This window comes from Sphingomonas sp. SRS2 (assembly GCF_000971055.1).
Lineage (GTDB): Bacteria > Pseudomonadota > Alphaproteobacteria > Sphingomonadales > Sphingomonadaceae > Rhizorhabdus.
The window spans coordinates 1-12,289 of record NZ_LARW01000152.1 but is presented as its reverse complement, the minus strand read 5'-3'; the positions used below and the strand labels follow the sequence as shown (position 1 = coordinate 12,289).

Sequence of the window (12,289 nt, the reverse complement as noted above, 5' to 3'; positions counted from 1 at the left end):
GCGGAGGAGTTCAGCTAGTTGTCAGGCCGCGCCTTCGAGCGCCTCATTGGCGGTCAGCCATTCGGCTTCGACCGTTTCCAGGTCGCGTTCGACGTCGGCGCGGAGTTTCATCAGGTCGCCGGTGGTGCGTTTGGCATCCTCCGGAGTGGCCGATTTCGGATCGAACATCGCGCGGTCGATTTCGCTGCGGCGAGCGGTGAGCTTCGCGATACGCTCCTCCATCGCCTTGACCGTCTTGCGCAGCTCGGCGATCCGGTCGCGTTCCTGCGCGGCGGCTTTCTTGTCCTTCTTGGTGAAACCCTTGCCGCCTGAGCCGGCATCGCCGCCGCCCTTCGGCTGGTTCTTGCCGAGGATCAGATCGGTATAGTCGTCGAGGCTGCCGGTGAACTCCTTCGCCTCGCCGCCATCGACCAGCACCAGCCGGTCGGCGGTCAGCTCGATCATGTGGCGGTCGTGGCTGACGACCACCACCGCGCCTTCATAGGCGTTGAGCGCCTGGACCAGCGCCTCGCGCGCGTCGACGTCCAGATGGTTGGTCGGTTCGTCGAGGATCAGCATGTGCGGCGCATCGCGGGTGATGAGCGCCAGCGCTAGGCGGGCGCGTTCGCCGCCGGAGAGCTTGCCGACCTTCGTCACCGCCTTTTCGCCCTGAAAGCCGAAGCGGCCGAGCTGCGCGCGGACGGCGCCGGGCGTCATCCCCTTCATCAGCCGGGTCATATGTTCGAGCGGGGTATCGTCGCCGTCGAGTTCCTCGACCTGATATTGCGTGAAATAGCCGACACGCATCTTGCCCGAGACGGTGATCGCGCCGTCCATCGGCGTAAGCTGTGCCGCGAGCAGGCGGGCGAGCGTGGTCTTGCCATTGCCGTTGCGGCCAAGCAGCGCGATGCGATCGTCCGGGTCGAGGCGCAGGTTGAGCCGCTGCAGGATCGGCTTGCCTTCCGCATAGCCGACGCTGGCCATGTCGAGGGTGACAAGCGGGGGCTTCAGTTCATCGGGGCTGGGGAAATCGAAAGTAAGGCTGGGATCGTCGGCCAAGGCCGCGATCGGCTGCATCTTCGCCAGCATCTTGGCGCGCGACTGCGCCTGCTTCGCGGTGGAGGCGCGGGCGGAGTTGCGGGCGATATAATCCTGCAGCTTGGCGCGCTGGGCATCCTGCGACGCCTTGGCCGCCGCGAGCTGCGCGGCGCGTTCGGCGCGCTGCCGCTCGAAACTGTCATAGCCGCCGGTGTAGAGTATGGTCTTGCCGCCCTCCAGATGGAGGATGTGATCGACGACATTGTTGAGCAGATCGCGTTCGTGGCTGATCACCACCATCATCGCGGGGTAGCTCTTCAGGAAATTCTCCAGCCACAGCGTCGCTTCGAGATCGAGATGGTTCGACGGCTCGTCGAGGAGGAGGAGATCGGGCTCCGAAAACAGCAGCGCGGCGAGCGCGACGCGCATCTTCCAGCCGCCCGAATAGCTGTCGAGCGGGCGCTGCTGCATCTCCTCGTCGAAGCCGAGGCCGACGAGGATCGTCGAGGCGCGAGAGGGGGCGGTGTAGGCGTCGATCGCCATCAGCCGCTCATAGACTTCGCCCAACCGGTCGGGGTCTTCGCAGGTCTCGCTTTCGATCAGGAGGGCGGCGCGCTCGCTATCGGCGGCGAGGACGGTGTCGACCGGGGTAGAGGTTCCGCTCGGCGCTTCCTGCGCGATATAGCCGATGCGCAGCGAGCGGGGCTTGTCCAGATCGCCGTCGTCGGGCTCGAGGCTGCCGATCATCACCTTCATCAAGGTGGACTTGCCAGCGCCATTGCGGCCGATCAGCCCGACGCGCGCACGGGGCGGAAGCGCGGCCGAAGCGCGATCGAGGATCGTGCGGCCGCCGAGACGGACGGTGAGATTCGAGAAGTTGAGCATAAGCGGGCCCGATAGAGCATTTTCGCGTTGCAGCAAACCGTCGCTCCGGCGACTGATTTCGGCGCTTGATGCCGCACCGCCGCTGAACCATTAGTCGCGCAGGATTCGATAAATGTGAGGGGCCCGATGAGCGACCTGTATCCCGTGCCGGCAGACTGGGCGGCGAAGGCCCGCGTGACGAATGAGGATTATGCGCGTCTCTATGCGCGGTCGCTCGACGATGCGGAGGCCTTCTGGCTGGAGCAGGCGAAGCGGCTCGACTGGATGCGCTTTCCGACCAGGGCGAATGAGAGCTCGTTCCACGAGGCCGATTTCGGGGTGAAATGGTTCGCCGACGGGCAGCTGAACGTCGCGGCGAACTGCCTCGACCGGCATCTGGCCGAGCGCGGCGAGCAGGTGGCGATCATCTGGGAGCCCGATGTCCCGAGCGAGGAGCCGCGGCGCTTCACCTACAGGCAGGTGCATGAGGAGGTCTGCCGCTTCGCCAATGTGCTGAAGGCGCAGGGAGTGAAGAAAAGCGACCGCGTCACCGTCTATCTGCCGATGATCCCCGAGGCGGCGTTCGCGCTGCTGGCGTGCGCGCGGATCGGCGCGATCCATTCGGTGGTGTTCGGGGGCTTCTCCCCAGACGCGCTGGCGGGGCGGATCCAGGATTGCGACAGCAGCATCGTGATCACCGCCGATTGCGGGCGGCGCGCGGGCAAGCTGGTGCCGCTCAAGGCCAATGTCGACGCGGCGGCGAAGATCGCGCCAAGCCTGAAGACCGTGCTGGTGATCAAGGCGACCGGCAGCGATGTGCCGATGGAGGCGGGGCGCGACCTTTGGTATCATGAGGCGGCGAGCGGGGTCTCCGCCGACTGCCCGGCGGAGGTGATGGACGCGGAGGACCCGCTGTTCATCCTCTATACCAGCGGATCGACGGGGAAGCCGAAGGGCGTTCTGCACAGCAGCGGCGGATATCTGCTGTGGGCCAGCCTGACCCACGAGGTCTGCTTCGATTACCGGCCGGGGCAGGTTTACTGGTGCGCGGCGGATATCGGCTGGGTCACGGGACACAGCTATATCGTCTATGGCCCACTGGCGAACGGCGCGACGACGCTGATGTATGAGGGCGTGCCGAACTGGCCCGATGCGAGCCGGATCTGGCAGGTGGTCGACCGGCACAAGGTGGAGATCATCTTCACCGCGCCGACCGCGCTGCGCGCGCTGATGAAGGATGGCGACGATTTCGTCGCGAAGACGTCGCGGACGTCGCTCAAGCTGCTCGGCACGGTCGGCGAACCGATCAACCCGGAGGCATGGCGCTGGTATTACGAGGTCGTCGGCGAGGGGCGCTGCCCGATCATCGACACCTGGTGGCAGACCGAGACCGGCGGCGCGATGATCGCTCCCCTGCCCGGCGCGACCGACCTGAAACCAGGATCGGCCACCAGGCCGCTGTTCGGGGTGGTGCCGCAGCTTGTGGACGCCGAGGGCGGCGTGCTCGATGGGGCGACCGACGGCAATCTGTGCATCACCCAGAGCTGGCCGGGGCAGATGCGCACCGTATGGGGCGACCATGAGCGCTTCTTCACGACCTATTTCAGCACCTATCCCGGAAAATATTTTACCGGCGACGGATGCCGCCGCGACGAGGACGGCTATTACTGGATTACCGGGCGGGTCGACGATGTAATCAACGTCTCCGGCCACCGCATGGGCACCGCCGAGGTGGAGAGCGCGCTCGTCCTCCACGCGAAGGTCGCCGAGGCGGCGGTGGTCGGCTTCCCGCACGACATCAAGGGCCAGGGCATCTACGCCTATGTCACGCTGAACGCCGGCGAGGCGGCGAGCGAGGAGCTGCGCAAGGCGCTGCGCGACTGGGTGCGGATGGAGATCGGCCCGATCGCGACCCCCGATGCGATCCAGTTCGCCCCCGGCCTGCCCAAGACCCGGTCGGGCAAGATCATGCGCCGCATCCTGCGCAAGATCGCCGAAGGGGATGTTTCGTCGCTGGGCGACACCTCGACGCTCGCCGATCCGGCGGTGGTCGACGATCTGGTGGCCAACCGGGTGAAAAGCTGAACCATTCACGCCATCGCGGAACAGGTCCGGGTGAAGGAGGGGGTGCAATCGGAATCCGTCTTCGATAGGTTACATCGGCGCAACAACTTGTCGGAGGCCATCCATGACCGAAGCGGTACTGCACTATAATCGCGTGGCCCGTGTCCTGCACTGGACGATCGGCGTGCTGGTGATCGGCAACATCATCGGCGGGATCTTCCACGATCCCCTCGGCGAGCTGTTTCCGGTGATGCCGATCCACAAGTCGATCGGCTTCGTCGTGCTGGCGCTCAGCATCTTCCGGCTGTTCTGGCGCATCACCCACCCCGCCCCGCCGCTGCCCACGGCGATGCCGCTGTGGGAAAGATTCTCGGCGCATGCGCTGCATTGGGTATTCTACGCGCTGATGATCATCCTGCCGATGACCGGCTGGGCGTTCAGCTCGGCAGGCACATATCCGCTGGAGTTCTTCTGGCTGTTCGACATCCCCAAGCTCGCGGTCGAGAAGGGATCGGGGCTCGCCGAAGGGACGCACAACGCGCATGTGGTGTTCGGCTTCGCCTGGGCCGGGCTGCTGGTCATCCATATCGGCGCGGCGCTGCGCCACCATTTCATCCTGAAGGACAATATCCTGCTGCGGATGTGGCGGAGCGCGCCGGGGGCCTGACGAACGCGCCTAACGCCCCTGCACAGGCGTGACCCGAGTCACGCGCAGGGCCCCGCTTTCCGCGGCATAGTCTCCATGGTCGGGGGCATGCTGACGGAGAAAGATGATGAAGACCTTTTCACTCGCACTGTCCCTCGCGGCCGCCACCCTCGCCATGCCGATGACCGCGGCGCACGCCGACAAGATCAAGGCGACCAAGGATCAGGTCCGATCGGCCTGCAACAAGGCCGGCGGAGAATTGCTGGGGATCAGCGAGTTCGGCAGCTATGGCTGCGACAATGGCGCGAACGGCGGCGGCATGATCCTGTGCAACAAGAATTCGGAATGCCAGACCTATACCGCGTCGCGATCGACCGCGCAGACGAGGAAGTGGGAAGCGCTGATCAAGCAGCGCCCGGTCAAGCGCGGATAGACGTTTCGAACAAGCGTCGCCCCGCGGAGGCCGGGACCGCCACCGGCTTCCCGTGACGCCCGGCGTTCACCACCGCCAGCGGCCCCGGCCTCCGCCGGGACGACGCTTGTGACTCGACAATCAGGCGCCGTTCCTTTAGGGGCCGCGCCTTCACGTCCTGAATCCGCTTCAAGCGGGCGCGGGATTGTACCGTCCGAGACAGCAGGCGCCGGGAAGATGCCCGGCTTAATGTCCTGCCTAGACGGGGAAAAGTTTACCGGCCGCGCCCTTAGGGGTTTAGGCCGGGTCTGCCGCGCTCCTTCCAGGCGCCCGGTCAGGCGACCGACCCCTCGGACGGGTCAGTGGACGGCGTATCTGTCCATTGATCCAAAGCCCCTGCGGATGTGCTGCAGGGGTAGTTCTAAGGAGTAAGGCATGGATCGAGCCCAAAAAGCCGAGCTGGTCGCCGAACTGAAGAGCACCTTCGAAGGCACGAGCGTGGTGATCGTCACCCGTAATCTCGGCCTGACCGTCGCGCAGTCCACTGCGCTGCGGCTGAAGATGCGCGAAGCAGGCGCCAGCTACAAGGTATCGAAGAACAAGCTCGCCCGCATTGCCGTCGAGGGCACGACCTATACAGCGATCAACGATCTGCTGGTTGGTCCGACCGCGCTCAGCACCTCCGTCGATCCCGTCGCACCTGCAAAGGTGATCGTGGATTTCGCGAAGACCAACGACAAGTTGGAAATCGTCGGCGGCGCGATGGGCGATACGGTTCTCGACGTGGCTGGCGTGAAGGCGCTGGCCGAGCTGCCGTCGCTCGACGAACTGCGCGCCAAGATCGTGGGCCTCATCCAGGCGCCCGCGACCAAGATCGTTCAGATCGTCCAGGCACCCGCAGGCCAGCTGGCCCGCGTGTTCGGCGCTTATGCGGCGAAAGAAGACGCCTGATTTTTCGATATCATTTCAACTGACAACTTTTGGGCCCCAAGCGGCCCTGATGGAGACTTAAAATGGCAGACCTGAACAAGCTCGTTGACGATCTCTCGGCTCTCACCGTTCTCGAAGCAGCGGAGCTCTCGAAGCTCCTCGAAGAGAAGTGGGGCGTTTCGGCCGCAGCAGCGGTTGCAGCACCGGCAGCAGCCGGCGGCGGCGCAGCAGCTCCGGCAGCTGAAGAGAAGACCGAATTCGACGTCATCCTCACCGGCGACGGTGGCAAGAAGATCAACGTGATCAAGGAAGTCCGCGCGATCACCGGTCTCGGCCTGACCGAAGCCAAGACGCTCGTCGAGTCGGCTCCCAAGGCCGTCAAGGAAGGCGTCAACAAGGACGAAGCCGAGAAGATCAAGAAGCAGCTTGAAGAAGCCGGCGCGACCGTCGAACTCAAGTAAGCTTCTGCTCCGTCCGATCCGGGCGGGAAGAACTTCAGGAAAGGGCGGCCTCCCCTCAGGAGGGGCCGCCCTTTCTTTTTGCCAGCTTCCGTCGGCCCGCCGAGGCCGGGGCCGTGACACATGCTTGCGGAATGGCCGCGTCGCGGAACCCCTGCCCCGGCCGCGCGTCCAGCCTGCGTAAGCGGGAGACGAAGCGTGGGCGGTGAAACCTGGACCTATCATGACGGCGATCTCGACCTTCGCGGCGAGATCTATCGCCCCGCCACACCCAATGGCGCCGCTGTGTTGGTCGTCCACGAAGCGGACGGCATCGGCGGCAATGTGCGCGACCATTGCGAAAGGCTCGCCGGGCTGGACTATCTGGCCGCTGCGGCGGACATGCATGGCGGCGGGCGCGTGCTCGACGGCGCGGATATGTATGCCGCACTCGATGCCTTCCGCGCCGACCCCGCCTTGCTGCGCCGCCGGGTGCGCGCGGGCTTCGACGCGCTGTGCGGGCTGGACGGCGTACGCGCCGAGCGGATCGCGGCGATCGGCTTCTGCTTCGGTGGTACGGCGGTGCTGGAACTGGCCCGGAGCGGCGCACCGCTAGCGGCCGTCGCGAGCTTCCACGGCCTGCTAACGACCAGCGCGCCCGCCGGCCCCGGCGACATCGAGGCCCGCCTGCTCGTCGCGACCGGCGCGCTGGACCCGCTCGTGCCGCCCGGCGATGTCGCGGCCTTCCAGCGGGAGATGGACGCGGCGGGGGCCGACTGGCACCTGCTCGTCCACGGACGCGCACTCCACAGCTATACGAACCGCGCCGTCTCCGGCCTCGGCGATCCGCGCATGGCCTATGATCCGTTCGCGCATCAGCTGTCCTGGGCGGCGCTCGTCACCTTTCTCGCCACTTCGCTCGACGGCGCATAACGCCGCGAGGGCGCCGATCAGCCGGGCAGCGCCGCCGCGCCGATGATGCGGGCCTCGCGGAGATAGGCGAAGTCGCCCGCCCCGGCCCAGGCCCGTCCATCGGGGAAGCGCAGTTCCACGCCCGCGAGGTCGGCCTCATCGGCAAGCAGCATGTTGACGCCCATCATCGTGTCGCCGAACTTCGCCACGGCGCTGGTGGTCAGGCTGAAATGGGTCGTCGAACCGCAGGTCTCGCAGAAGCGGATTTCCGCCGCCGGTTCTTCCTTGTCCGCCCGGCAATAACCTTTCGTCGCGCCATCGATGGCGACCTCGGATGGATGGAAATAGCCCCAGCGCGCGCCGGTCTTGCTACATAGCAGGCAGTTGCATTCGTGGATGAAGTCGGGGCGTTTGGCGACTTCGACGCGTATCTGGCCGCAGAGGCAGGAGAGATTGATCATCCCGGGCGTGTAGCAAAGGGAGTGTCGGGCTGAAAGCGGCCCACCCACCTTCGCGGGAGGCACGTCCGTGCGTGCGCGGTCCGACCAGACCGTTATCCTCGCGCAGGCGGGAATCGATGGACGGCGGCGCACCCGGCCAGGAGAGCCCCCTTCCATGATTCCCGTTTTTGCGGCGATAACGAGGTTTCGGCTGTGGGCTGTAAACGGGTCTATTTTCCCGCGGTCATCACCGTCATCTTCTTGCCGGCGCCGCCGCTGCGCAGCGTATCGGGGGTGACGACCACGGTCGTGCCGGGGGTCGCGATGCCGATCATCGCCTTCTGGATATCCTCGGGCACGGTCAGCCGCGCGCGCTCGTCGGGGGTAACCTCGACCGGGCCGGCGAGGGTCCCGCCCGGCATCGGCAGCTTCATCCAGCGATAGGTCTCGCCTTCGATCGCGCCGAGCGTATAGGCGGTGGTGCCCGTCACCGTGCCGGCGATGCGAACCGGCGCCGAGCCGATCGGCACGCCATTGCGCAGGATCAGCATGCGGCTGTCGGCCGAGCTGATGATGATCGAGACCGGGCCGGTCGGCGATCGCTCGGGCTGCCACAGCATGCCGCCGAACAGATCGTCGTCGCCCTTATTCGCATCGTTGCTCAGCACGCTGGGCGTCGGCGCGAAGCGCGGCACCTCGGCATCCCGGGTCACGATCACGGTCAGGCCCAATTTGGTGACACCGTAGAGCAGCTTCGCGAAAGCGAGCGGCAGGCGGACGCAGCCATGCGAAGCAGGATAGCCGGGGAGATTGCCCGCGTGCATCGCGATCCCGTCCCAGGTCAGCCGCTGCATATAGGGCATGGGAGCGTTGTTATAGAGGTTCGACTTATGGTCGACATTCTTCTGAAGCAGGGTGAACACGCCGGTCGGCGTCTCATGCCCCTTCTTGCCGGTCGACACGGTCGAGATGCCGATGGGCAGGCCGTTGCGATAGGCATAGGCGCGCTGCTGCGCGATGCTGACGACGATCACCACCGGGCCGGTAGGCGCGACATGCGGGGCCCAGATGAAGTCGCCGGGCTTCATCGCGGCGACGGTGGCCCCGACGGTCGCATCCTGCAGCGAGGGCGCGGCGGCGAGCGCGGGTAGAGCGGGTAGAGCGAGGATGAGAGCGGCGGTGGTGAGGAGGGTTCGGATCATGGCCGGGCTTTCCTAGTCATCGTCGGACGGGCTGTCTCGCCACCAGCTTGTTTCAGCCCGCACCCCGCGGCAAGCGCTATGATGCCCGTCACCGGCCGGTTCGGAAAAGGATGCGCCTGCCCGGGCGAGGAGTCATGGTTGCCGGACCAGCCGCACCATCATCCCCAGCAGCTCCGACAGCGCCCTGGTCGACGGAAGCGCAACTTCATATTCGGCGGAACGGATCGCCTGATCGATGGCGGGGGCGTTGCCCTGATAGGCAAGCGACCAGTCTGGAAAATACCGGCCCTGCATAGGCCCATCATACAGCATCACGATCTGGGTGTGACGCGCGTCCCGTCTGATGCTGGCCATCACGTCGTTCACCGAGCCGACATCACCCTCCAACGCCTGCGCGAAGCGCTGATCCTCCGTGTATAACAAGGCTCCGGAAATGCCGAGCCGCCCGTTCCGCTCAACCGATTTCGTGACGATGTCGGATATTTCCAGCGCAGCATAAGCCGGCGGGATGAGCGATCGGCTGGCATAGACGATAAGATGAATCGGCATCGTTCCGCGGTGTCGTCGGATTGCCCGGCATGGGCAAGGCCGTGGTTATACGGGTCGCGCTGATGGGGGCCAGAGGAGATCGCCGGCTCCATCGCAGCGATACTGGAGAAGATTATGAGCAGGAGGCCGATCATAGCCTTGTTTGCGTGTAGATCGCGCCCTCGCCATCCGGTGTATGTTGAAATGTGGATTCACAACCAAGTGCAACAGTTGTTGTTTGAAGGCTTCGACGGGAGTTTTGAAGTCGAGGCACTTTCGAGGAGTGTTGTTGTATCGGCGTGCGAGCAGGTCAAGCTGATCTGTGGAGACGAGATCGAGGTTGGTTTTTCGTGGCAGGAAGCGCCTGGGGCGTCCGATGGCGTTTTCGACGCCACCCTTTTGCCAGGGGCTATGCGTGTCGCAGAAGAAGGTCTGGACGCCGATTTGTGCGAGCTAACGATGCCGGGCAAACTCTGGCCCGTTATCGAGTGTCAGGGTGGAGCGGAGTGCGGGCGGCAGGGCGGAGAGGCAGTCGCGGAGCATGCGCGCGGTGATATCGGCCCTGCGGTCTGATGCTTTGGTCACGAGGATTATGCGCGATTGTCGCTCATAGACTACGAGCACCGCCTGACCGTAGGCATGAAGTCGGCTTCCCAAATGGCCTGGAGATCGGCGATTTTGGGCCTGAGGCGGTCTTAGGTGGATGGGTTGCCGGTTCTGAATGAGGCTGGTCATGGAGCCATCTTTGCGGCGCCTGCCGCGCTTTGACGTTCCTCGGGGCAGAAAGCGGCGCCAGCTATAATCGTTGGTGCGCCGGATCTGCGCATGGATAAAGCGGTAAATAGGTTCCGGGCTGATGACATGGTCGCCAGCTTCGCACGCCATGCGCTGCGAGCCTTGCTCGGGCGAGCACCAGGCAGCCAGCCGGTCGAGTACGGCGTGGCGCAGATCGCCATCGCGTTCGAGCCGGCGGCCGGACCAGCGGAGGGCTTCGGCCTGCTGCTGCTGAGCGTAGCTGGGCCGGTAGCCGACCTGCGACCCACTATTGCGCTTCAACTCCCTTTGAACCGTCGATGGCTGGCGATCCAGAGCTGCAGCGATCTGCCGGATCGATTGCCCGTCCTCATGAATACGGGCAATCTCACATCGCTCTTCAAGCGAAAGTTGCTGATATCCTCGCATGGCAACACCTGAATGAGGTGTTGCACTTCGTTTGCAAACTCACGGGGCTATAAACCGCCCTATCGAGGGTGCTTCAGCCATTTTTTCCCGAGCGGCGAACGTCTTCATCACCCCTCCTTCTTGGCGACGACCCAATAGTACATCGGAAAATCGCTGTCATAATATCGGTTCGTCAATCGACCATAGAAGACAAGCGGCCATAACAGGACATACCAAAGCCGATTGATGATCACCCCACGCCAGCTTCTCCGTCCATATCGGCGCAGCGGGGTCATGAGGGCGATTGAGTACAGATAATAGATCGATGTCCAGAGAGAGCCATTGCTGGGCTGCAGCGATGTTATTCGCATTCCAGCACGATTGAACATCCGCTCGATCCCAAAGCGCGTGAATCGTGAAAAGTCGAACGGCGCCAGATGTTCGGGACGGACGAGGGGGATTAACGCGAACGCGGAACCTCCCGGTTTCAGGACGCGAGACATTTCCCTTACGCATTCCCAAGGATCCGGAACATGCTCCAACACGACGAGATTCAGCGCAAAATCAAAATATCCCGATGCGAATGGCAGCTCCTGGGCATCCGAAACCACATCAATGCAGGAAAAATCATGCTTCTCCGACGAGAAGACATAATCCGTTGCGTGATAGTCGGCCTTGCTGAACAACGCGGAATACTTGCACTCCCCAGCGCCAATATCGATGATCTTGGATGTGGGTGGAACCATCGCTTCAAGTTCCGACACCTTTTCAGCAAGAAATCTCCACTGAGGATCTTTTTTGGAGAATTGCGGAAACATAACGTTGAAAAAATAATCAAAAAACGTCTCGCCATCCCCTCGCAGCCTTCCCAGGAATCTCCTGGTCTTAGCGGGAACGTTTGCTGCGGCTTTTAGCAAATCCGGAGAAAAATCATCGATAGACGAATCTGATCTCGCTGCTATCCGGCAAAGAAGGGGACGATCATTGATTATAGGAAATTGCCGATCACATCGCGAGCACGAGAAGGTATCATCATTGCCCAGGAGAGGGGAATCCTTGCAGACGGGGCAGCAAAATACGGCGCTCATAAGATGTCCTACTTATACAATGATTTCACGACCAGCAGTAACCGGTCGAAATCCCTCTTGCGAGGCAACAGCAGTGTACCGATACTTATATGGTCTATCCGTTTAATAAGATAGGCCGTTGCAAGCATGGAAAACAGGAATCCGACGGTGATTGACCATGCGAGCCCATATACGCCAAATAGACGGCCCAAGATCGACATCAGCATGCCGATGATGGCTATAGAGGATAAATGTATCCAAATCATTTTCCCTTGGTGAGATCTGCCGAATAGATAATTTTCAAACGTCCTTTGCATCGCCGAACATACAATACCAGGCAACAATATTGTTAGTACAATCCCACTTATTAAATAATACTCACCGAATATTATTGGGATAAATAGGGGCGCAATCACGCTCAATATGGCGGCAGAAAGGCAAAAGACGACGAATATCGTTGGAGCTTCTTCAGCTATAAACTTTGATTTCTGCTCATCGCCCGCTACAGCGGCGACATGAGAAAATACTAACGGCCCGATGGATCCGTAAACTATCATCAACGCATTCGATATAGTGAACGCCACGGAGATAATACCGACTGTTTTATTA

The 12,289-nt window shown here is 62.8% G+C and carries 12 protein-coding genes and 1 pseudogene; 6 read left to right on the top strand and 7 right to left on the bottom strand.

Annotation, left to right across the window (positions count from 1 at the left end; genetic code table 11):
* Positions 1–21 precede the first annotated feature (21 nt).
* A complete protein-coding gene (locus tag WP12_RS22120) occupies positions 22–1,902 on the bottom strand; it encodes an ABC-F family ATP-binding cassette domain-containing protein (RefSeq protein WP_046195818.1) in 1,881 nt (626 codons plus the stop codon).
* A 126-nt stretch (positions 1,903–2,028) separates the two neighbouring features.
* Between WP12_RS22120 and acs the strand changes: the two genes are divergently transcribed.
* The 6 genes from acs to WP12_RS22090 all read left to right on the top strand — a co-directional run bounded on the left by acs (position 2,029) and on the right by WP12_RS22090 (position 7,303).
* Complete coding sequence (acs, locus tag WP12_RS22115) at positions 2,029–3,966, top strand: acetate--CoA ligase (protein WP_046195817.1); 1,938 nt, start codon at positions 2,029–2,031, stop codon at positions 3,964–3,966.
* A 103-nt stretch (positions 3,967–4,069) separates the two neighbouring features.
* Positions 4,070–4,612, top strand: a complete 543-nt coding sequence (locus tag WP12_RS22110; protein ID WP_046195816.1) for a cytochrome b — start codon at positions 4,070–4,072, stop codon at positions 4,610–4,612.
* A gap of 106 nt (positions 4,613–4,718) precedes the next feature.
* Complete coding sequence (locus tag WP12_RS22105) at positions 4,719–5,024, top strand: hypothetical protein (protein ID WP_152664118.1); 306 nt, start codon at positions 4,719–4,721, stop codon at positions 5,022–5,024.
* A gap of 414 nt (positions 5,025–5,438) precedes the next feature.
* A complete protein-coding gene (gene rplJ, locus WP12_RS22100; RefSeq protein ID WP_046195814.1) occupies positions 5,439–5,954 on the top strand; it encodes a 50S ribosomal protein L10 in 516 nt (171 codons plus the stop codon).
* A gap of 62 nt (positions 5,955–6,016) precedes the next feature.
* On the top strand, positions 6,017–6,394 hold the full coding sequence (rplL, locus tag WP12_RS22095) for a 50S ribosomal protein L7/L12 (protein ID WP_046195813.1): 378 nt from the start codon (positions 6,017–6,019) through the stop codon (positions 6,392–6,394).
* Positions 6,395–6,589: 195 nt separating this feature from the next.
* Positions 6,590–7,303 (top strand): dienelactone hydrolase family protein, encoded by a 714-nt coding sequence (locus WP12_RS22090; protein WP_052730572.1) that lies wholly within the window; start codon positions 6,590–6,592, stop codon positions 7,301–7,303.
* 17 nt (positions 7,304–7,320) lie between these two features.
* On the opposite strand, the gene WP12_RS22085 is transcribed toward WP12_RS22090, so the two are convergent.
* The 6 genes and pseudogenes from WP12_RS22085 to WP12_RS22055 form a co-directional block, all read right to left on the bottom strand.
* Positions 7,321–7,743, bottom strand: coding sequence for a GFA family protein (locus WP12_RS22085; protein ID WP_046195812.1), 423 nt, complete (start codon positions 7,741–7,743; stop codon positions 7,321–7,323).
* Positions 7,744–7,952: 209 nt separating this feature from the next.
* Positions 7,953–8,924, bottom strand: coding sequence for a L,D-transpeptidase (locus WP12_RS22080; protein ID WP_052730571.1), 972 nt, complete (start codon positions 8,922–8,924; stop codon positions 7,953–7,955).
* Positions 8,925–9,056: 132 nt separating this feature from the next.
* Positions 9,057–9,473, bottom strand: a complete 417-nt coding sequence (locus WP12_RS22075; protein WP_046195811.1) for a BLUF domain-containing protein — start codon at positions 9,471–9,473, stop codon at positions 9,057–9,059.
* A 130-nt stretch (positions 9,474–9,603) separates the two neighbouring features.
* Positions 9,604–10,634: pseudogene (locus tag WP12_RS26525) on the bottom strand (IS30 family transposase).
* 107 nt (positions 10,635–10,741) lie between these two features.
* Complete coding sequence (locus tag WP12_RS24490) at positions 10,742–11,701, bottom strand: class I SAM-dependent methyltransferase (RefSeq protein ID WP_084691289.1); 960 nt, start codon at positions 11,699–11,701, stop codon at positions 10,742–10,744.
* A gap of 8 nt (positions 11,702–11,709) precedes the next feature.
* Positions 11,710–12,289: lipopolysaccharide biosynthesis protein (locus WP12_RS22055; protein ID WP_046195808.1), on the bottom strand; the 580-nt coding region annotated here is incomplete at its 5' end.

What these genes read in the sequence shown, in the direction of transcription:
- acs (WP_046195817.1), top strand. Translation starts at nt 2,029, where the DNA reads ATGAGCGACCTGTATCCCGTGCCGGCAGACTGGGCGGCGAAGGCCCGC.
- WP12_RS22105 (WP_152664118.1), top strand. Translation starts at nt 4,719, where the DNA reads ATGAAGACCTTTTCACTCGCACTGTCCCTCGCGGCCGCCACCCTCGCC.
- WP12_RS22075 (WP_046195811.1), bottom strand. Translation starts at nt 9,473, where the DNA reads ATGCCGATTCATCTTATCGTCTATGCCAGCCGATCGCTCATCCCGCCG.
- rplJ (WP_046195814.1), top strand. Translation starts at nt 5,439, where the DNA reads ATGGATCGAGCCCAAAAAGCCGAGCTGGTCGCCGAACTGAAGAGCACC.
- rplL (WP_046195813.1), top strand. Translation starts at nt 6,017, where the DNA reads ATGGCAGACCTGAACAAGCTCGTTGACGATCTCTCGGCTCTCACCGTT.
- WP12_RS24490 (WP_084691289.1), bottom strand. Translation starts at nt 11,701, where the DNA reads ATGAGCGCCGTATTTTGCTGCCCCGTCTGCAAGGATTCCCCTCTCCTG.
- WP12_RS22120 (WP_046195818.1), bottom strand. Translation starts at nt 1,902, where the DNA reads ATGCTCAACTTCTCGAATCTCACCGTCCGTCTCGGCGGCCGCACGATC.
- WP12_RS22085 (WP_046195812.1), bottom strand. Translation starts at nt 7,743, where the DNA reads ATGATCAATCTCTCCTGCCTCTGCGGCCAGATACGCGTCGAAGTCGCC.
- WP12_RS22080 (WP_052730571.1), bottom strand. Translation starts at nt 8,924, where the DNA reads ATGATCCGAACCCTCCTCACCACCGCCGCTCTCATCCTCGCTCTACCC.
- WP12_RS22110 (WP_046195816.1), top strand. Translation starts at nt 4,070, where the DNA reads ATGACCGAAGCGGTACTGCACTATAATCGCGTGGCCCGTGTCCTGCAC.